The following is a 20,322-nucleotide window of genomic DNA, read 5'->3' on the forward strand; positions in this document are numbered from 1 at the left end:
AATTTGTCTAACTTTTTTGTTGCACTTCAAAATTTTTCCGGGAGCCTTTTTGATTAAATACCTATCATCAAATCATTTAGTTTTCCCGGGCAAAACAAAACCCTTAAGTTGATGTAATTCCAACTTAGGTGGGACTATGATCTCATCAAAAACAAAAAAAACTGAGCCATAAGTCTCTAAAAATAGAGGCTTATGGCTCAGTGGTATTAATAAGGATTTTTAATATTTTAGTAGTAGACGCCGAAATTTAGCATATAGGTCATAAAAGACAGCGTCATAATCGTTGTTGCAATGATGGTACTTTTAAATAGAACCATCCTCGTTTTAAATACGCCTGCAGGAGCCAGTGTAAATCCAGCAGCTTTCGTGTCATGGTTCTCCCAGTAATCTCGCAGAAGATAGATGGCTCTGGTGGACCACCACTCTAAGGCATACAGTATACATCCACCCACTGCCGCTTCAACAGGATAACCATCTGTCATGACATAAACTTGCCAAAAAACGCCTAGGAGGGTAAGAACAGCAACTATCCAGTATATAATAAACGCCTTGCGGATTTTCAGTTCGTTTTTCATCGGCTCTGAAAAATAGTTCTTCCGGATGCGAAGTCGTGTCCTTAAGTGAAAACGTGCCGCTGAAATATGAAAGCTTCTTAAAAATAATAAAACGATACATACAACTATTAAATACAATATAACCAACATAAAAGTGCCGCTGACTATAATGGCTAGACTATTATTCTGCACAAATTCTTCTCCATTCAATACGTTATGCGACAGCTACGACTATGAATACCACAACCTCAACAAGTATAACCTCTTAGACTTGTAGACATAGATTAGTGCATTGCTCGTGTCAACTTGTCCCTAAATAAACGCTAAAGATAATTACTTGAATAGTTACCGCAGCTAATAAGCTACCGATTAGGAACTGACTAACTAGAAATCGTCTATCAGATACTAGTTCAAATTCGTTTGAAGCCGTTTCTTTCCAATACATACGTCGGTAGCGTCTCAATGAATTACTGCAAAACCACATTACAAGAGAAGCAATACCAACAATAGTAATTGACAAATATGGCGTCTCCTCATATATTAGCACTTGTCCTGAATTCATTATAACTAAAATGAATACTGAAAGTCGGCCGAGTCTTGACATAACCGTTAATTTATACTTTTTATGAATTGGTTCCATTAAAAATTGTGTTCTAATCTTTCGATACTTTTTGAATTGCCAAACTGGAGTATTCGTATGATATTGTCTAATGACAAAAATCCCAACTATTCCTGCAATAAGTAAATAAAGTAACACACTAAGATCAACTAAAACACTTATATGATTCAGGACAACCCCCTGCATTATCACAGCTCCCTTTAGCAGTCACTTTGATTGAATAACTCTATCATACCATTTAGTTCTTCCGCAACCGGTAGTCCTTCACGTTGGCGAATCGTGCCAATTCATCCAGCTGGTCGGTCGTTTTTAAGTGCGCATCATATTCCTGATCCAGTTCCGGCTTAACTTCATTGGTGCCCGGAACAAAGTGAATGTCCTCATGACCAGCTTCAGTTGCCGTTTCGTAGTACCACTCCTTGAAGCGCAAGTAACTCATCGTATCTTGCAAGTCTGTAATCTGTTGTTGTAGATCCTGTTCGTGAGCCTTCAACAATTGGTAACGCTGGTCCAAGGTATCGTCACCATCTAATCGCAAGGAGATAAAGCTCGCAATATCCGTAATTGAAACACCGGCATTCTTGAGACAAACAATCGTCCGCATCAGATGTAGGTCGTTGTCCGTAAATTCACGACGACCGATCTCATTACGTTTTACAAAGGGCAACAAACCCGATTTATCGTAATAGCGAATCGTGTCGATTGTAATTCCTAACTTTTCTGCAACCTGCCCAATACTATAACTCATCAGCCAACCACCCTTTCATCGCCAGTGTAGCACGGAACTAATCATCAGTCGACAAGGATAAGCCTTCGTGTGACTTGATTTCGTCAACTAGGCCTTGCAAATTTCCTAAGCCGCCTTGATAGGCAAACTCGCCTAATGGTAAGTGACTCGGCACACTGGTTTCATTAGCCTGATCAAACATCACCTGTGCAATGCGCTGTGGATTGCCAGGAGCCTGCGTCACTGAACCCGAAACCGTGGTAATCGAATCACTAAAGGCCGCGTAATCCTCAATTTGAGGCGCTACTTTTTGTGAAGAACGCCCTGACCAGTTCGTCCGGGCCCCACTTGGTTCGACCGTCATCACTTGAATCCCTAAGTCAGCAACTTCTTGGCGTAACGTATCGCTGTAACCTTCGACTGCGTACTTAGTAGCGCTGTAAAAGCCCATCGTTGGTAGCGTCGTTAAGGCTAACGCTGACGACAAATTGATAATGACACCAGCACGTTGCGCACGCATCGTTGGTAACACCGCTTTGGTCATATTAGCAAGACCAATCACATTCACGTCAAACATGTAGCGAACCTGATCCATGTCACTTTCTTCAATGGTTGAAAAATAACCTAGGCCAGCATTATTGACCAAGACATCAATTGTCTCAAAACGCTGTTGCGCTACCTGAACGGCCTGTTGAATCTGACCTTCATTAGTGACATCGACCACCACTTTAGCAATGCGGCTACTGTCAAATTGATCAAGATACGCTAAGTCTTCGAGATGACGTGCTGCTGCAACTAAATTAGTCGCTGGGTTCTGGGCTACAATCGTTGCCAGTTCCTTACCAAAACCACTTGAAGTTCCCGTAATTAACCATGTTTTTGTCATGTGTATTCCTCCGTCCTATAAATTGCCTTTAGCTGCTTTAACGAGGCCATCTAACCAACTCTGATGCCCGTTCAACATTGGGTTCGGTGTCTGCTTAGCAAGGTCTTGGGCTGGCTTGCCAATTTGTGATTCCTGCGTCAATAACCGAACTTGTCCATCCGCTAATTCTTCAATCAAGAACGCGTGGTAAACATCGAACTGCGTCTCAGCATCGCCATTTTGCCAACCGTGCCAGCCAAGCCGAGCTACCTGACCATCCGTTGGTGCAACCAGTTCCATTACTTGCGCGTCGATTGGAAAACCAAAGGTATCAAAGCGGAAGTGTTCCGCAAATTTCAACTTGCTAGTCGTCTGATCATCCAAGACGATGTTAGCAGCGTTGTCGTAGTAAGTTGTCCACTTAGCGGTGTCGACCAAGTTAACCCACACGTTTTCCAGCGTGACGCCACTTGCGATCACCTCGTTAGAAACAAAGTTATCCGTGGTACCTGGTAAATATTCAGTTGACCAATTAATTGCTTGCATGTTAAATTCCTCCATTAGGTTGTGTTTGACTAATTTTAGTAATCATTTTCAAAGTTGGCTTAAGACGTCTTTTTTGTCTCGGTTAACTTTGAATAAATTAATGATATATGCTGGAGCTGACTTCAGGACAAGCTAAAAGTTTAAAAAAGTTCATTTATTTTTTTGCTACCAATCCAGCACGTTTTACCTAGTTTGGCAATTGTCCGTCCGAGAGCTCTAATTCAAAGTTGGCATTCACAATACCCAAGGTTGCATCATTATCCAACAACGTCACCATGAAGTCTGCTAACTCAGTTGCCGTATTGAATTGGTCGAAAACTTGCTGGTAGTCCACACTAGTCGCTAAGTCCTTCGCCACCTGTTGAAATTCAGTTTCCGTGGCACTAGGGGCCAAGACCTTAGCTCTCATCGGCGCGTTTTGGGCAATCAATTCATGATTTAGGCCTTCCGTCAACGCACTGACAAAATACTTAGTGGCACTATACATCACGCTGCCAGGCCAAACTCGATACCCCGCTAGTGACGAGACGTTCACCAATTGTGCTCCCACTTGTTGGGCGTGGTCACGGGTGAATAGGTTTGACAGGATCGCCACCGCTTCCGAATTGGTTTGTACCATTTGCCGAATCTCATCGCTTGCAAATTCGCCTAAATTTTTCATCTTGCCAAAACCAGCGTTGTTGATCCACAATTCTAAATCATATTGCGCATTCAAACGCTGGTACATCCCCTCAAGCTCAGTTACCTGTGCCAAATCTTGTTGGACAATCACCACGTCTAGTTCAGGATGTTGGCTCAAAATAGCTGCTTTTAACGTTTCTAATCGAGTTAGCCGTCGTGCAATCAGAATCAAGTTCCGACCCATTTCAGCAAATTTCTGGGCCGCAGCTGCCCCAATACCTGCACTCGCACCGGTGATCACCACATATTTATTTGTCATAATAACGCCTCATTTTCGTTAGGATGTTATTAGCCTACAACCTCTAGTTAACTACGGGGCAAGCATTTAGTTTCAGACAAGTTTTCAGTTGCATTTATCAGCATTTAATTGCAGAATAACAATTGAACAAGGAGGATTTACTCATGGAAACTTACAGTATTGGTGCAGTTGCCAAGCAGATGGGCTTGACCGTTGAAACGATCCGTTACTACGATCAAGCTGGACTACTCCCCTTCGTAAAACGCGACAGTGGTGGGCGGCGGCAATTTACACCCGATAATATCCAATTAATGCAGATGATTCTCGACTTAAAGCAAGCCGGTGTACCAATTAAGGATATCGCCTACTTTGTTTCTTGGCGTTTAGACGGTGACGACTCCCTAGACGAACGGTACAGCTTCTTAAACCAACATGAAAAAGTCCTCGAAGATAAGCTAGCAACGATTCAAAAATCCTTAGATTACTTACGTTTCAAAAAGTGGTACTACAAGACCGCTACTGCAGCAGGTACCGAAAAAATCCACTTGATGCCAGATTCTCCACAGGTCGATCCGCAAACTTATATCGAGTATCAAAAATTGATTGATGCCGGGGCAACACCTAAAGAACTGGGTAATTAGAAACTGCCTGATTGCACACGTTTCGGCTATTAATATTCAGCATACAAATAAGGGACTACGACAAAAGCCGTAGTCCCTTATTTCAATAGATGCATTATTTCCATGCTGAATGATCACCAACAAAATAACTGTTAGGCCATCGAATTTTCCCAAGAACTCTTCACATCCACTTTAGTCTGCGCAGCTAAATCTTCCAATTCAACTAAATCTGTCGCTGTTAAATCTACTTGGGCAGCATGAAGCGCATCTTTGATATATTTAGGTTTCGTAATCCCAACAATGGGCGTCGTTCCTTTAACCATTGCATATGCCATCGCAACTTGAGCCGTAGACGCCCCGGTACGCGCGCCAATGCTATTGAGTTTATCCGTCACTTGTTCCAATTCTCCAAGCGCATGATTATAAGTAGTCGCTCGAATACTACCGGTTGGTAACGGATTGTCTACGTTATAGCGGCCAGTTAGGGCACCCTGTTCCAGAACCATGTATGACCAAAAATCAATATTATGGGACTGGCAGTAATCAATAATTCCCGCTTCTTCTGAAGACCGATATAACAGGCTAAAATGATTCTGCACCGCGTCAATCGTGATACCAGCAGCATTCAAGATTTCATTAGTCCGTTTGAGTTGTGCCAAATTATGGTTTGAAACACCGACGTGCTTAATCTGGCCGCTCTTAACTAAAGGAATCAATTCTGGCGTCCATTTCTCGACGTCAGCTGGATTGTGAATCCAATAAAGGTCAACGTAATCCGTATGCAAACGATTCAAGCTACCAGCAAGCATGTCTGCCATGGGTGCGTCGCCCTGTGCTAGTTGCGGTGTGAATTTAGTTGAAAGTTGATAACTATCCCGACTGTATGGCTGTAACAGCTCACCCAGATTCGTTTCCGAAGCGCCGTGACCATAGATTGCCGCGGTATCCCAAAAGTTCAAACCATTGGCCATTGCTTGATCAACCACGGGCTTCAAATCGACCATGGTTAAATGATTACCAAAGACTTGACCGCCGCCAGTGGTATCGCCACCCCAAGCCCACGTACCGTTAATAATTGCTGGTGTTTTTAATGTTGTCATTTTATAACTTCCTTTCAGATTTCAATAAACGTCTCCAAATTCAATATCTAATTTATTTTAGATGCTGGTTCTGAGTTTAGCGCCTCTAGTTAACTACAGGTCAAGTATAAAATTCGCTGTGCTGATTTTAGTTCAAAAAAAGACGAGTAACCATTATTTGGTCACTCGTCTTACTTTATCAGCAATCTATAAAACACTGATTTTACTAGCGGTAATCGCACTGGTATAACGTAAATGCTGGTGGATTAGTTCATAAACTTTATCATAGTCTAATTTGGGATCATCGGTAGCTGCAATGTCCAAAGTTAACTTAATAAATACAATACCAATTTTTTGTTCGATAGTCGGATATATGAATCATCACCACCAAGACTCTGACGTGATAGATATTCGATTGAATCCAGGCCCTGCGGATTACGTACAAACGGAAATTCATTACTAGTCATTATAATTCTAGTATTAGTTGCAATCAGTTCATTAGCAACCAAATATTGTACTATTTATTTGTTATATTCTTTGAGCATTTTTAGCGCATCTGCATACTTGTCCATGGCATGCTCTAATGCAGATTGAAATGTAGGACTCAAACTAGTATCTGTTTCTTTTTCAAGAGTTAATTTTCCATCTGATGACATATTAATTTTGACTTGATTTCCTTTTTCAAGTTGCATTTTTTCAGCCATTTTTCGTGGAATTGTTACAACTAATGAGCCGCCAATCGAAAATACCTTACGTTGCTCTGTCAATTGTTCACGTTCATTTTCCATATCTAACTACCTCAACTTTGTAATAGATAATAACATGTAAATACCAAAAAAAGTAGGACGAGCAACCATTATCTGGTCGCTCGTCCTACTTTAGCAATAAGGAAACTAGCTTTTAGTTATCTAATTTCAACTTAGCCTATTGTACGTGCAATAAACCCATCTTATCCATGGTTTCCGCAATCTGAACTGAGTTCCATGCGGCACCCTTCAAGAGGTTATCCGAAACGTTCCACATATGGAAAGCTTGTGGGGTTTCTTGATCAGGGCGAACCCGACCAACAAAGGTATCCTTTGAACCCTCGGCATTGTGTGCCTGTGGGTAGATTTGATTATCTGGGTCGTCTTGTAACACAACACCAGGTGCAGCAGCCAAAGCATCTTGAATGCCCTTGACCGTTGCCTTAGGATCTTCGACTTCAAAGTAAACTGATTCTGAATGGCTAACTGGGACCGGAATCCGGACACAAGTTGCCGTTACTTTGATGTCGTCGCTGTCCATATCGCCGCCACACATAATCTTTTTGGTTTCATGGATCATTTTCCATTCTTCATGGGTGTAGCCGTCTTCTTCAAACACGTCAATCTGTGGTAACGCATTAAAGGCAATTGGGTAATGTTTCTTGTCGCCCGCAACGGGTAAGATATGAGCTTCCATCTCTTCACCCTTCAAGTAAGCAGCAGTTTCATCACGTAATTCCTTTAAAGCACGGTTACCAGCACCACCAACGGCTTGGTAAGTTGACACGATAACTCGTTTTAGGCCAAATGCCTTACGAACGGGTTCCAGCGCAACGACCATTTGAATCGTTGAACAGTTCGGGTTAGCCACAATCCCGTGATGTAATTTTAACGCTTCAGGATTGACTTCGGGAACAATCAACGGTACTGATGGGTCCATCCGGAAAGCACTCGTATTATCGACAACTACGGCACCCCGTTTAACGGCTTCGGGAGCAAATTTCTTTGATACTGAGCCACCCGCTGAGAACAGCGCTAAATCAATTCCTTCGAATGATTCAGGGACCGTTTCTTCAACTGTTAAGGCTTGACCATTGAATTGTAATTGTTTGCCGGCTGAACGACTTGATGCCAACAATTTTACTGAATTAACTGGTAAACTCGTTTGTTCTACCATTTTGATCATCCGGGCACCGACTGCACCAGTAGCACCGACAATCGCGACGTTATATCCACTCACTATGAAGACCTCGCTTTGATAGTTATTGAAACTTCATTATATCACGTTTATAAAAATTAGAAAATAATGAGTTCGGTAATTTTCCTAACTCATATTATCAACTAATTAGCTTTAGTGACGGCGTTTCAAAAATTGTTCAAACGCGGTATTAATTGCAGCTCGCACTCGTGGTTCGTGTAAGTCCGCGTGCTCTGCATCCGTTCCACCCGTCACCTGACTGACAACTTGTAAATAACCGAACAGAACTTGACTAGGATCCATGTGATACTGTTCCGCAAGTGACACGGCCAAATCATAACGATCTGGACCTAGTAAACTTGAATAATCCATTAATTGGTCTCCCCTTTCGCTTGATCTAATTGCCGACTCATCCGCAGGTACGCAAAGAAATGAAAGATGATCCCACCAGCAAGTAAGATGGCACCAACCCAAACTGACCACAGCGTTGCCAAGATGGCGAGGGCATAAATACTGACACTCCGTACCGGATCATATTTGATAGCTGCGTAAAAATCGGCCGACACATTCGCTTTTTTCAAATCTTGATGATGGTGTAAATACGCGTACATCAGATAGAAAGTTGCTGAAATAAATAGCGCAATCAGATCATAAATAATAAATGCCGTCTGCATATCCTGGCGATTGCCCGTTGTCAGGGCATCTGCCACTAACGACATCGGATAGTCCAGTAGTGTGATACTGAATAGCATCAGTAAATTCAGCATATTAACGTTACGGTCAATTCGTTGCAACATATTAAAATAATCATGGTGAAACAGCCACAACGTCCCCACGTAAAAATACGAAAACGCATATGACAAGAAGATCGGCCACTGTGCCAGTAACGCTGGCAGGAGATGGCCTGGTTGATAATCAGGAATGTGAAACTCTAAGACTAAAATTGTAATTAAAATAGCAAAAATACCGTCGCTAAAAGCTTGAAAACGTTCTGGTTTCATTGATAGCCCCTCCACAGCGTTTTAGGATACCATAATTATAAATGCTTTACTGTAATCAGCCCTGAAAACTCATTAATTCATCAGTATATAGCTGGTAACGTATGGTAAAATGATGACATTCACAACTAAACACTATGGGGGAACCACATGCAGAAGTTACTGAAGCCAAAAATTCTATTTCTATTCTTCTGGGCAGTTGTGGCATTTGCTAGTATCGTGATCTTACCTGATCTAAAAGCATTTACCAGCGCCCAAGTCATCGCCAATGATCACACCAGCCCACCGTACCAACGTCAATGGGGGCACCATCTAGCTGACACTAGCTCATTGACCTTAGTTTTCAACAATCCAACCGGTGTGCTATCCAAACAGCAGCACCAACAAATCACAGCAACGCTCAAAGACCTCCAACACCAATCTTTAAACTACAACATCAAACAATTACGTCAACGGACACAACTTACTCAAGATCATCAGTTACTTCGATCCAATGACAACTCGACTGAATTAGCACAAATTGCCATCACAACACCCGGCACCGAACTTGAAATTATCGCTAATCAACTCAATAATGCCATTGTCATTCCTGGACTCCGAACCGCCGTTACCAATCCAACACTTATTCAGCAACAACGCGCGCGCTATCAACTCCACGAAGCGGCCACTGCCTATTTAATCGGTAGCATTATCATCTTAATCATACTTGGCTTGCTATTTCGCTCCTTGTTGATTCCACTGATCAATTTACTCATCCAAAGTATCACCCTCGTTACCAGCACTAGTCTAATCACTAACATGCGCTTAGCTTGGAATCTACCGTTTACGACATCCAGCCTAGCGTTAGCGGGGTTAGTAAGTCTGATTCTCACTAGTCTATTCACCTATTCCTATATGTCTGATTATCAGAGCACCCTGGCAACTGACGATGGACCCATTTCAACCCTCAATCTCACTACCCTAACACGGCAATATCAACGTTGGCTCATTGTCCTCGTACCGCTGATGCTGTGTACACTCATCCTACGATGGACTTCCTTGATAACATTAGCGACCAGTTGGACACTTACCATTGCTCTAATCATCACGACATTAGCTACCCCAACGCTGAATTATGCGATAAGTTCAGTGCAAACAGCCAATCTCTTCTTGCCTGGTAAACAACGTCAGCAGTTCCGCTCCCAAAATTCATGGGGCTTGCTCGCCCGTTTCAGTCACTGGCAGCCATTCCTGGGACTCATTGCCAGCGGGTTGCTACTTATTCCGGGACTAGTAATCGCGCATCCTCAAGTTAGTGAAACTCAATTACATTCAAGCTCCCAAATACAACTAACTAACGCCGAACAAGGACAGCAACTCCTAGCAACTCACTTTGGAGACGGCGCCATCGCACCGATTACCTTGACACTGCACGCCAATAAACGGTTAACCAGTCAGCGTAATCTGCAAACAATCGATTACTTGACGACCCAACTACGGGCTATTCCCAACGTCAGCCAAGTGCTTTCGTTGACGCAACCAGCTGGCCAACCACAACCGGCCTTTTATGTTAAGAATCAGATTCCCACACTCAATGCTGATTTACTCGGCAGCCAGACCATCATCACACAATTGAAAAAACAATTAAGTAGCGTTCAATCTGATCTTAAACAGGCTGCAATCGGCAAGCACGCGCAAACCGTAGACCAGTTATCTGATCAGCTTAACCAGCTCGCTAACGTCAACGATCAACTGATCGCACAACTGCAGAAGTTGCCAGCTAACGTAAACAGTAATACGACAACTACAACCGCTTCTACTGATGTATCAGATCAGCTAGCCACGTTTAAACAACTAACTGATCAAGCCACGGCACTGATCAATCACATCGTTACGACTCAAACTACAGTAGCTAAACAAGCTGGCAAAGCGGATCACACGCTTCACAACGCTAACAAGACACTTGACGTCACTTTCCAACCATTACAGCAACTACTTACCAACCTCAAAGAAACTAGGTCGTACTTAAATAATCTTAAGGACAGTCGAATTGGTGACAGTTTCTATCTTCCTACTAAGGCACTGACTAGCCGCATTTATCAAGATAGTCGGCTCATCAATCTCAGTAGTGATCAGAAGACGACTCGTTTAACGGTCACCTTAGCTTCTACACCATCTAGTACAGCAAGTTATAAGACATTGCAACAAATTGAACACGTCACTCACGACAGTTTACTGGCGACCCCACTAGCTCACACGACTAAAATAAATAGTGGTCTCATCAACGAACAGTCTCAACAACATCGTCTAATTCAGGTCCATGCTCTACAGTGGGCGCTCCTTGTTCTCAGTCTCATTGCCATCATGCTCTGGATCAGATTACGCTCATTGTTGTCTAGCGTACTATTAATAACTGGACTGGCACTGACAGTAATGGCAAGTTGGGGCTGGACACAGCTACTTATCACCCACTGGTCAAGTAACGCTTTGAGCAACACCGCCTTTATCTGGGGCAGCCTCTTACTAACCATGCACTGGTTAATAGTTGCCGTCCCAACAATTAGGCACCGGCACTGGTTATCGCAGCTTGACTCAGCACGGTTATTACACCATTTCTACATTTGTGGACAAGCCACTTGGTCAGTCACCTTGCTCGAAGTAGCTGCCTTATTACCACTATTGGTCGTATCAGATTCCACCTTAAGGACGACCGGATTTATGGTACTCATCGGTATTTTCATTAGCAATTTGAGTATTCCAATGAGTTTTCCCGGCCTAGTTCGTTGGGCAGTTACTTTACCCAAAATCACGATTCATCACCGTCCAAAAAAAACTAATTAATAGCTTAGAGCCCTCCCAGAAATTAGTCGAAAACTAATTTTTAGGAGGGCTCTATTATTTACATTTAGCAACTATCAACCAGTCTATCCGGAATGAGTACTGACTACCGCACGCGAAAGCTACGACTAAGTCCAGATCTTAATAACATTACGCCCGCAAAATTATAGCGTTAACGTCATGTTCTGATGTTTCAAGCCAGCTTCCATAAATACTGCACCTTGTGGTTGATAACCTAAGCTTTCGTAGAGTCCCTGCGCCGTCACTTGCGCTCCTAGTTGTAACTCAGTGAAGCCTTGCTTACTGGCGTCTTGTGCCATCCGCTGTAATAATTCCCGCGCATAGCCGTTTCCCCGAGCAGCCTTTAGCGTTGCAACCCGCTGAACGTGTAACGCGTGTTGATCAGTAGACGTAATCCGCGCCGTGGCAACTGCTTGATCAGTATCGTCATACAGGACGTAGTGCCACGTCGCTGAGGTGACTTCATCAATTTCGAGTGCTTCATCGATTCCTTGTTCTTCAACAAATACGGCTCGGCGAATCGCAATTGCATCCGCGTATACTTGTGAATCCACTTGATTACTAGTTTTTATTTGCATTGTTTAGCCACACTTTCTGATTTTAATTTATCTTTGAGAATACCCGTTTCGATAGGCCTCGTCAAACCAACCTTTCTTGAAATTAAAGCTTTTTTAAAAATGTTAGCGATTGCGACTTTGCCAGTTATGTTAAAATGACATGATGGCTGTTTATTGAGTCATATCCAAATTTATTGTATAAATGAGGTCTTTTATCCATGTTTACCAAATTTCGCCAATATGTTAATACGCGAATTGGATTCTTCTGGCTCCTCATCTTTTTATTCTGGGCCAAAACACTCCTCGCGTACCTAACTGAATTCTCGTTAGGGGTTGCCGATCCACTCCAAGCATTTCTAATGCTCGTGAATCCAATCGCTACTACAGTCTTCTTCTTCAGTCTGGCTTTCTACATTCGTAAAACCAACGTCTATTACTATATTCTGCTATTCATTGATGCTTTAGAGACGGTTTTACTCTACGCCAACGTGATCTATCATCGCGAATTCACTGATTTTATGACCGTCAGTACGATTACCGGCTACTCCAAGGTTAGTCAAGGCTTAACGGGTTCTTCCCTCGCCCTTGCAAGTTGGTATGACTTATTCTATTGGATCGACATCATCGTGATCCTCGGCTTGTTCATCTTCCACCGAATCAATCACGATGAACGTCCGATTAAGAAACGAACTGCCTTTGCGTATTCTTCCGTTGCCATTGCTGGTTTCGGATTGAATCTTGCTTTAGCAGAATCTAATCGGCCCCAACTATTGACCCGGACTTTCGATCGCACTTACATCGTTAAGTATCTTGGTTTGGACGCCTTTACCATTTACGATGGTATCAAGGACGAACAGACTAATCATCAACGAGCTAGTGCTAAGAAATCTGAGTTAGATACCGTTAGGGACTACACCAGCTCTCACTACGCCTCACCCAACGCGAAGATGTATGGGATCGCTAAGGGTAAGAACGTGATTGTGATCCACTTGGAAAGTTTCCAACAATTCTTGATCGATAAGAAGGTCAACGGCAAAGAAGTGACGCCGTTCTTGAATAAGCTTTACCACAGCAATTCGACCTACGCGTTCAAGAATTTCTTCCATCAAGTTGGTCAAGGTAAGACCAGTGACGCCGAAAACATGCTAGAAACTAGTACGTACGGCCTCTCAACCGGTTCACTCTTCTCACAATTAGGATCAGATAACACGTTCCAAGCAGCTCCAGCAATTTTGAATCAGCGCGCTAATTACTCTTCAGCCGTCTTCCATGGGAACGTTGCTAGTTTCTGGAATCGAAATAATACTTACAAGAACATGGGTTACCAGTATTTCTTCGATGCTAGTTACTTCGATACCACCGGTGACAAATCAACCGGCTATGGTTTGAAGGATAAATTGCTATTCAAGGATTCCGTTCAGTATTTAGAACGCCTTCAACAGCCATTCTACGTGAAGTACATCACGGTAACCAATCACTTCCCATTCACTTTGGATAGTGAAGATACTGATTTCAAGACAACCGATACTAGTGACTCAGCCATTAACGGTTATTTCCAAACGGCTCACTATTTGGATCAGTCAATTGAAGAATTTTACAGTTACTTAGATAAGGCTGGTCTGCTGAAGAACTCAATGATCGTGCTCTACGGCGATCATTACGGTTTATCTAACAGTGAGAATTCAACTTTGGCCCCACTCTTAGGTAAATCATCTTCCGACTGGACGTCTTATGACAGTGCTCAGTTACAACGAGTACCCTTCATGATTAATATGCCAGGAACTACGGGCGGTAAGATTGAATCCACTTATGGTGGCGAGATCGATGTCCTACCAACCGTCTTGCATTTACTAGGAGTTTCCAGCAAACGTTACGTTCAGTTTGGGACCGACCTCTTCTCATCACAACATGATACGACAGTGGCATTCCGTAACCGGGACTTTGTCACACCGAAGTACACCGTGCTCAACGGTAATATTTACGACAGTAAGACCGGTGAGCAGATCAAGAGTGATGAAAAGGTTCAAACAACGGTCGATAAGTTGCAGAAAAAAGTCAATAAAGAACTCAACTTATCCGACTCACTCAACACCAAGAACTTGTTACGTTTCTATACCCCTAAAGGGTTCAAGAAAGTCGATGCGTCTGATTACAACTACGCTGACGGCCTTGAAAAAGAAATTCAGATTCAAAATAGTTTAAAGAACAAATCAACTAGTCTCTACTCTAAGAACGGTAATAAATCGACCGATGAATTCTACGAAACGGATGCACCGGAAGCTTCTCACAAGAAGACCGATTCAACCCGGATCAAGATTACCAACCCGGATGATACGGACAACAGTTCTGCAAGTAGCTCTAAATAGTACCAGCATTAAGGCGTTTGGATCGCAATCCAAACGCCTCTTTGATTGCTCTGTTATGAACTAAAATCCTAAAACAACTATGAAATATCAGTGCCTTAGGCAAAGTACGCTTCCTATTTCGCCTACCGGGGCATCCTGACAATGTTGGAGTGGTGGGCACAACTTAAAGATTACAGCAAAAAAACTGCAATCTTTAAGCTTGGCCTTATCCTAAGCCGAGAAGCTCGCTCAGCCAAGGATAATTTCACCACTGAACATTGTCAGGACGCCCCTCACGGCTGGGTAGTCGTCCAAGGCGGACATATGCGCACCTAATGCTGGTCGTGATTACTAAATTCGTTTAGTAAGTAATTTTTCAACTAAACGAAGTGATTACTAAAAAGTTTCTTGCCATTACTGGACAGCCGCTAGCAGATTTCCTTTTAAAATAACAATCAGTCAAATCAAAATTAGTAAGATATTATCAATAGGTTAAATTCCACCTAGCCGTGAGGGGTGGTCTGACAACGCTCAGGCATGAAATTACACTTAGCTGAGTGGTTTGCTCAGGTTAGTGTAAGGCCGAGTTTTGAGATTACAAGCGGGTTTTGCTTGTGAGCTCAAAACCGTGCCCATGGCGTTCCAGCGTTGGCAGACTTCCCCGGTAGGCGGATAAATCCGCATATATAACATCATAAATCAGGCAATTAACTCTGATTCAAGAAAACTATTCTCATTAATGAAAACGCTCATATCTCTATAACCATTTCATGATAAAATATAACTTAATCATTAATTATTTCTAGGAGGCAACACAGATATGGGCGCATGGCGTTTTTGGTGGGCTGGAACCCGCCGCTTCTATAAGAATTGGGGTAGCTACGTTGCGCTGATTTTTGGCACCAACTTAGCTATCAGTTACCTAGCAATTCCGTTCTTCAATTGGATTCTGGAATTATTATTAAAATGGCAAGGTGTTGCCTACGTTTCATACACCAATATTGGTTCCATCATTCTAGGCCATCCATTGGCGGCATTAGGCATGCTACTGATTTTACTAGCCGTCATCATTCTAGTTTATTGGCAGTTTGCCTTCTTGCTATTGGGTATTATGAATATCTTTCGTGGTCGTCCACAGACTGTTCGCCAAGTCTTACGGTCAACGATTACTAGTCTGAATAATACTTCGTTTGGAACATTCCTGTTCTTTATCGGTTACTTCATTGTAATCTTGCCGTTTGGGAGCTTTATCTTCACGACGCCCCTACTGAATAAGGCTCGAATTCCGGCATTCATTGTTAGCTACTTATTAGCGAATCCGTGGATGGCAGTTGGTTTGACACTGTTTTGCTTAGTTGCCGGCTACTTAGGGATTCGGTTGATCAGTTTGTTGCCACTGATGATTGTTGATCAACTACCTTGGCGCACAGCGGTTACTCGCAGTTGGCAACAGACCCGTCATCACGTCATGCGTTATCTGTGGTACATGGTGATTACATTATTCATGATTACGGTCATGGTGATGGTTATCTATACCGTCATTTACACGGCTCAGCTTCAATGGGATAAAACTAGTTTTGCAATGGCAGCTGCGACGGTGAACCTCTTCATTATGGAGGCCGCTACCGAAGTCGTCATCTGCTACTCAACCGCCATCTTCATGATGTTGATCATCGCTTGTTACCGACAGGACTTTAACATTGTTCATCAACAACCTATGAACTTTAACGAAGCCCCACGCCTAAGACGATTGACTAGAGCTAGTGTCATTACTGGCCTCGTCCTAGCTTCCGGTGTTTTAGTAGGCTTTAACTTAATTTATCTAAACGGCCTCGCTATTACGAAGCCACTGATTATTTCCCATCGTGGCGTCGACAATGGCAACGGTGTTCAAAATACCATTCCTTCACTGATTAAGACCAGTCGTGAAAAACCCGACTACGTTGAAATGGATATTCAGGTTACTAAGGATCACCAATTCGTCGTCATGCACGATGCTAGCTTGAAGGCACTCGCTGGTATCAAGAAGAAGCCGTACCAGTTAACGCTTAAACAACTGGAAAAAATAACCGTTCGTGAAAACGGCTATCAGGCTAAAATACCAAGCTTTAGTGCTTACTTACAGGCTGCTCACCAGCATAACCAAAAACTGCTTGTCGAAATCAAGACGAGCTCAGCTTACACTAGCGCCGACACGCAACGTTTTATTGATCGTTACGGCAAGACTTTATTGGCTCACCACGATCAAGTCCACACACTCAGCTACAAGGTGATGGCAGACTTGAAACGACTCGACAAGAAACAGTTTGTTAACTACATTATGCCGTATAACTTAACGTTCCCATATACGGATGCCAACGGTTACACAATGGAAGTTACCACTCTCAATGACCAGTTTGTTGATAAGGCTGATCGTTTCAATAAGACGGTCTATGCTTGGGACATCGACGATACCGATCAGATGGACCAGATGATGTTCATGGGCGTTACCGGTATTATCACGGATAAACTAACGATCATGCAGGCAGAAGCCAAGAGTAACACCGATCATCCTAGTTACGCTAAACTATTATTGACGTTTATGAACGAGTTAAGTTTAACGAGTAACGAATAATTGCGACGCAAAAAAGAGACCTCAGCTGAGATCTCTTTTTATTTGGCCTAATTCAATATCCAACGTAAGACGGAACATAAATCGGAGCTTTATTTGCTATTTTTTTCGAATAGAGTCGTGCTATGCAATGGACTACGTCGTTCTGGATAAATCGTCATCATCAATTGATTGACCGCATTGGGAGCTTCACCAAAACCGCTAGCAATCAAGCCGAGTTTACCCGGATAAGCTACCGTGTCACCAATCGCCGCAATCCCTGGAATATCCGTATTCATCTGAGTATCGACATTGATCAAGCGATGTTCCATTGTTGGCGTCACTTGCCAGTTACTGATGACCTTGTTATCCGCGATAAAACCGTAGTTAACGATCAACTTATCGACAGTCAGTTGTTCTTCAGCGGTTCCCCGAACTTCCTTCATCGTCAGCTGAACTTGGTCGTTTTCTGTCCTAGTCATTTCTTTAATCAAGAATGGCGTCTTAATCTGAACAGATGATGCCTTCAATAAGTCTACATTATGTTCCATCCCACGGAAGCGATCACGACGATGCATAATGTAGACGGTCTTAGCAACCTTTTCAAGCATCAAAGCCATATCGATTGCCGAGTCACCACCACCCGCAACTAGGACAGTTTTATCAGTGAATTGTTCCATATCGGGAATGTGATAGAACAACTCTTGATTTTCAAAATCAGTCGCATTATCAACTGCCAACCGCCGGGGTTCAAACGCCCCACTCCCGGTTGCCACGATAACTGCCTTGGTGTGTGACTGCTGACCATCAACCGTGGTAATCGTGAAGTCGCCCATCGCACCAGTCACATCAGTAACCGCACTATTGAGCCGGATATCGATTGGAAACTGATCTAACTGGGCTTTCAATTGGGCAACGAGGTCGCGACCCTTAATAGCCGGGTATCCTGCTACATCATGAATCATTTTTTCAGGATAAAGTGCTTGTACCTGACCGCCTAATTCTGGCAAACTCTCTAGTAATTGGACACGGGCGTTGCGCATGCCAGCATAAAAGGCTGCAAACATGCCGACCGGGCCCCCGCCGATAATGGTTAAATCATATTCTGAACTCATCGTTTCCCAGCTCTCTTGTATGTAGATTCGTTGCCTTAATTCTAGTGGATTCATCCGAGCATTGCAAAAGCATTTTATCATCTTTTATCGAAAAGAGCGTAAAATAAGGTTGAAAGCTGGGGAATACACTAATGAACCGGAATAAAACAATTAAGATTCTAGCCGTTATCAGCGTCACGTTACTTATGAGTCTGGGTACATATTGGCAATATCGCTTAGCCCCGCTGCGTAAAACAAGTGTTAATCAAACGACGATTCCCACTATTTTTGTAGGTGGTGATTACGCCCGCGCATTTTCAACTGATGGTTTCGTCCATCGCCTATCCTCAGCACATTTGATGACTAAGGGACTAGTCGTTAACGTTAGTCAGAATGGCCATGTCAGTGTGCAGCAATTCGGTCCTCTGAAAGATAACCCCACCATCCAAGTCATCTTTGCCGACAATCACCATCCGCAACGTCAATCTCGGCAGTTTGCACACGTGATGCAGGTCCTCAATCGGCGTTTTCACGTCACCAAGTACAATGCGGTCGGGCATTCCTCTGGCGGCAATATCATTTTTACCTATTTAACGGCTAAGGCAGCGCATCCCGCAACTATCAATAAATTTGTGACGCTCGGAACTAACTACCCAGGATTAACTGCCGCCACCTTAAAACGAATACCAGCACACTTACCGATTTTGAATATCGCTGGTCAGATTTGGCACACATCCGGCGATGGTGCTGTCAATTTACAAAGTATTTTAGCTTTTAGCCAACAATTACGTACCAATGGCTTCTCGCCGCAAACTCAGGTTATTCACGGTAGCCCGCTCACGGCCAGTCATTCCATGTTGCATATTAATCCCCAAGTAGATTTTCTAATCATCCACTTTCTTTATGGGGGCTAATAATTCAAAGATTACTAATCAAACATACTCAGATTATCTCTATTTTTCTATAAGAGTCAGTAGTGATTCCCCCACTACTGACCCTTTTTAATTACCATCGCCTTTATCGTTAGTTTACTTGGCAAACAAAATTTCCACCTACCAGCCTTTTGTATAACCATGGTAAGTTATGGTTAATGAAAGCAGAGGTGATTACGATGCGTAAAAAATGGCATCTACTATTATTAGTTATAACTGGAATATTTTTCCCTGATGTTTGGGCCACCATTAGTTAGTCAAGCTCGTGAAGTCATTGAAGCCTCCGGGGTGGACGCTAACAGTGCCGTCATTAAAGATGATAGTGGCAATGTGATTAGCCACAGCGCGCTGTTACCAGAAGATCAGCATTATGTTCTTGATTATAAGTGGAGCATCCCCAATGGCGTAGACGTCACGGCGGGTGACACGATGTCCGTTCAGATTCCCGCTAACGTCCAAACTACGCGTGACAGTACTTTTCCAATGGTTGGTGCCGTTGGTGGGACTACCATCGGGAGCTTCGCCATTACAAAAGGCTCTCACACAGGGACAGTTACTTTTAACCAAGTCTATCAATTTGCCCCACTGGGACGTACTGGTTACATTCATTTGAACGTCTACGGGACTGAACCAAATCAACCCTTAGCACCGATTTTAATGGATAAATCAGCGGCCTGGGTTGATGAGAATGATCCAACTCACATTAACTGGACGGTCAACGTTATTTCAAATAGTAACGAGTTAGTTGATCCTACTTTTAATGATACGCTAAGTCCAAATCAGACTTACGTTCCAGGAAGTGTCGCCTTATCCGATCAAAAGGGTAACGCCATTCCCGTTAGCGCAACAGTCAATGGGAATAAACTAACTTTTAACGCGACAGGTTCTTTTGTCACTAATTTAAAGCTAACTTATCAAACTGCCACTAATAATCCAAGTGGTGCCGAAACGTTCAACAACGACATCACTTACACGGATCAAAAAGGCAATACTGGTTCGGCATCAGCGTCAATTGATCGTCCAGCAACCGAACCGGAGAAACCCGGTGTTACCGATCCAGAAAATCCTGGTACTACTGACCCAGAGAATCCTGGT

At 43.1% G+C, this 20,322-nt stretch carries 19 protein-coding genes; 6 read left to right on the plus strand and 13 right to left on the minus strand.

Features of this window, described 5'->3' with window-relative positions:
* Window positions 1-227: 227 nt before the first annotated feature.
* The 6 genes from ACG95_RS09405 to ACG95_RS09430 all read right to left on the minus strand — a co-directional run bounded on the left by ACG95_RS09405 (window position 228) and on the right by ACG95_RS09430 (window position 4,251).
* Window positions 228-746, minus strand: a complete 519-nt coding sequence (locus tag ACG95_RS09405; protein WP_048000275.1) for a hypothetical protein — start codon at window positions 744-746, stop codon at window positions 228-230.
* Between the two features lie 109 nt (window positions 747-855).
* The gene (locus tag ACG95_RS09410) at window positions 856-1,359 is read right to left on the minus strand and encodes a hypothetical protein (protein WP_048000276.1); all 504 of its coding nucleotides are present in this window, start codon (window positions 1,357-1,359) and stop codon (window positions 856-858) included.
* 52 nt (window positions 1,360-1,411) lie between these two features.
* Entirely contained in the window at window positions 1,412-1,921 is a 510-nt protein-coding gene (locus ACG95_RS09415) for a MerR family transcriptional regulator (protein WP_048000277.1), read from the minus strand.
* A gap of 37 nt (window positions 1,922-1,958) precedes the next feature.
* A complete protein-coding gene (locus tag ACG95_RS09420; protein WP_048000278.1) occupies window positions 1,959-2,786 on the minus strand; it encodes an SDR family NAD(P)-dependent oxidoreductase in 828 nt (275 codons plus the stop codon).
* A gap of 15 nt (window positions 2,787-2,801) precedes the next feature.
* On the minus strand, window positions 2,802-3,311 hold the full coding sequence (locus ACG95_RS09425; RefSeq protein ID WP_048000279.1) for an SRPBCC family protein: 510 nt from the start codon (window positions 3,309-3,311) through the stop codon (window positions 2,802-2,804).
* Window positions 3,312-3,498: 187 nt separating this feature from the next.
* Window positions 3,499-4,251, minus strand: coding sequence for an SDR family NAD(P)-dependent oxidoreductase (locus ACG95_RS09430; RefSeq protein WP_048000280.1), 753 nt, complete (start codon window positions 4,249-4,251; stop codon window positions 3,499-3,501).
* A gap of 143 nt (window positions 4,252-4,394) precedes the next feature.
* On the opposite strand from ACG95_RS09430, the gene ACG95_RS09435 reads away from it, so the two are divergent.
* Window positions 4,395-4,871, plus strand: coding sequence for a MerR family transcriptional regulator (locus tag ACG95_RS09435; protein WP_048000281.1), 477 nt, complete (start codon window positions 4,395-4,397; stop codon window positions 4,869-4,871).
* A gap of 131 nt (window positions 4,872-5,002) precedes the next feature.
* Here ACG95_RS09435 and ACG95_RS09440 read toward each other — a convergent pair whose 3' ends face one another.
* From ACG95_RS09440 to ACG95_RS09460, 5 genes are all read right to left on the minus strand, one after another.
* Window positions 5,003-5,950 (minus strand): aldo/keto reductase, encoded by a 948-nt coding sequence (locus ACG95_RS09440; protein ID WP_048000282.1) that lies wholly within the window; start codon window positions 5,948-5,950, stop codon window positions 5,003-5,005.
* A 500-nt stretch (window positions 5,951-6,450) separates the two neighbouring features.
* A complete protein-coding gene (locus ACG95_RS09445) occupies window positions 6,451-6,717 on the minus strand; it encodes an AbrB/MazE/SpoVT family DNA-binding domain-containing protein (RefSeq protein WP_048000283.1) in 267 nt (88 codons plus the stop codon).
* A gap of 136 nt (window positions 6,718-6,853) precedes the next feature.
* A complete protein-coding gene (locus tag ACG95_RS09450) occupies window positions 6,854-7,915 on the minus strand; it encodes an aspartate-semialdehyde dehydrogenase (RefSeq protein ID WP_048000284.1) in 1,062 nt (353 codons plus the stop codon).
* A 111-nt stretch (window positions 7,916-8,026) separates the two neighbouring features.
* Window positions 8,027-8,245 (minus strand): hypothetical protein, encoded by a 219-nt coding sequence (locus tag ACG95_RS09455; RefSeq protein WP_048000285.1) that lies wholly within the window; start codon window positions 8,243-8,245, stop codon window positions 8,027-8,029.
* Window positions 8,245-8,874, minus strand: coding sequence for a TMEM175 family protein (locus ACG95_RS09460; RefSeq protein WP_048000286.1), 630 nt, complete (start codon window positions 8,872-8,874; stop codon window positions 8,245-8,247). Before ACG95_RS09460 ends, ACG95_RS09455 begins: the two co-directional genes overlap by 1 nt.
* A gap of 147 nt (window positions 8,875-9,021) precedes the next feature.
* On the opposite strand from ACG95_RS09460, the gene ACG95_RS09465 reads away from it, so the two are divergent.
* A complete protein-coding gene (locus tag ACG95_RS09465) occupies window positions 9,022-11,691 on the plus strand; it encodes an MMPL family transporter (protein WP_048000287.1) in 2,670 nt (889 codons plus the stop codon).
* A 161-nt stretch (window positions 11,692-11,852) separates the two neighbouring features.
* Here the strand turns inward: ACG95_RS09465 and ACG95_RS09470 are convergent, their stop codons facing one another.
* Window positions 11,853-12,287, minus strand: a complete 435-nt coding sequence (locus ACG95_RS09470) for a GNAT family N-acetyltransferase (RefSeq protein ID WP_048000288.1) — start codon at window positions 12,285-12,287, stop codon at window positions 11,853-11,855.
* 197 nt (window positions 12,288-12,484) lie between these two features.
* Between ACG95_RS09470 and ACG95_RS09475 the strand changes: the two genes are divergently transcribed.
* Window positions 12,485-14,632, plus strand: coding sequence for an LTA synthase family protein (locus ACG95_RS09475; RefSeq protein WP_048000289.1), 2,148 nt, complete (start codon window positions 12,485-12,487; stop codon window positions 14,630-14,632).
* 799 nt (window positions 14,633-15,431) lie between these two features.
* Window positions 15,432-17,225 (plus strand): glycerophosphodiester phosphodiesterase, encoded by a 1,794-nt coding sequence (locus tag ACG95_RS09480; RefSeq protein ID WP_048000290.1) that lies wholly within the window; start codon window positions 15,432-15,434, stop codon window positions 17,223-17,225.
* Window positions 17,226-17,314: 89 nt separating this feature from the next.
* Here ACG95_RS09480 and ACG95_RS09485 read toward each other — a convergent pair whose 3' ends face one another.
* The gene (locus tag ACG95_RS09485) at window positions 17,315-18,316 is read right to left on the minus strand and encodes an NAD(P)/FAD-dependent oxidoreductase (protein ID WP_048000291.1); all 1,002 of its coding nucleotides are present in this window, start codon (window positions 18,314-18,316) and stop codon (window positions 17,315-17,317) included.
* A 131-nt stretch (window positions 18,317-18,447) separates the two neighbouring features.
* On the opposite strand from ACG95_RS09485, the gene ACG95_RS09490 reads away from it, so the two are divergent.
* Both ACG95_RS09490 and ACG95_RS09495 read left to right on the plus strand, forming a co-directional pair.
* Window positions 18,448-19,209 (plus strand): alpha/beta hydrolase, encoded by a 762-nt coding sequence (locus ACG95_RS09490; RefSeq protein WP_048000292.1) that lies wholly within the window; start codon window positions 18,448-18,450, stop codon window positions 19,207-19,209.
* Window positions 19,210-19,461: 252 nt separating this feature from the next.
* Window positions 19,462-20,322, plus strand: an 861-nt coding sequence (locus ACG95_RS09495) for an Ig-like domain-containing protein (protein WP_237756484.1), incomplete at its 3' end; no start/stop codon positions are given.

It is taken from the genome of Lactiplantibacillus herbarum, assembly GCF_001039045.1.
GTDB lineage: Bacteria > Bacillota > Bacilli > Lactobacillales > Lactobacillaceae > Lactiplantibacillus > Lactiplantibacillus herbarum.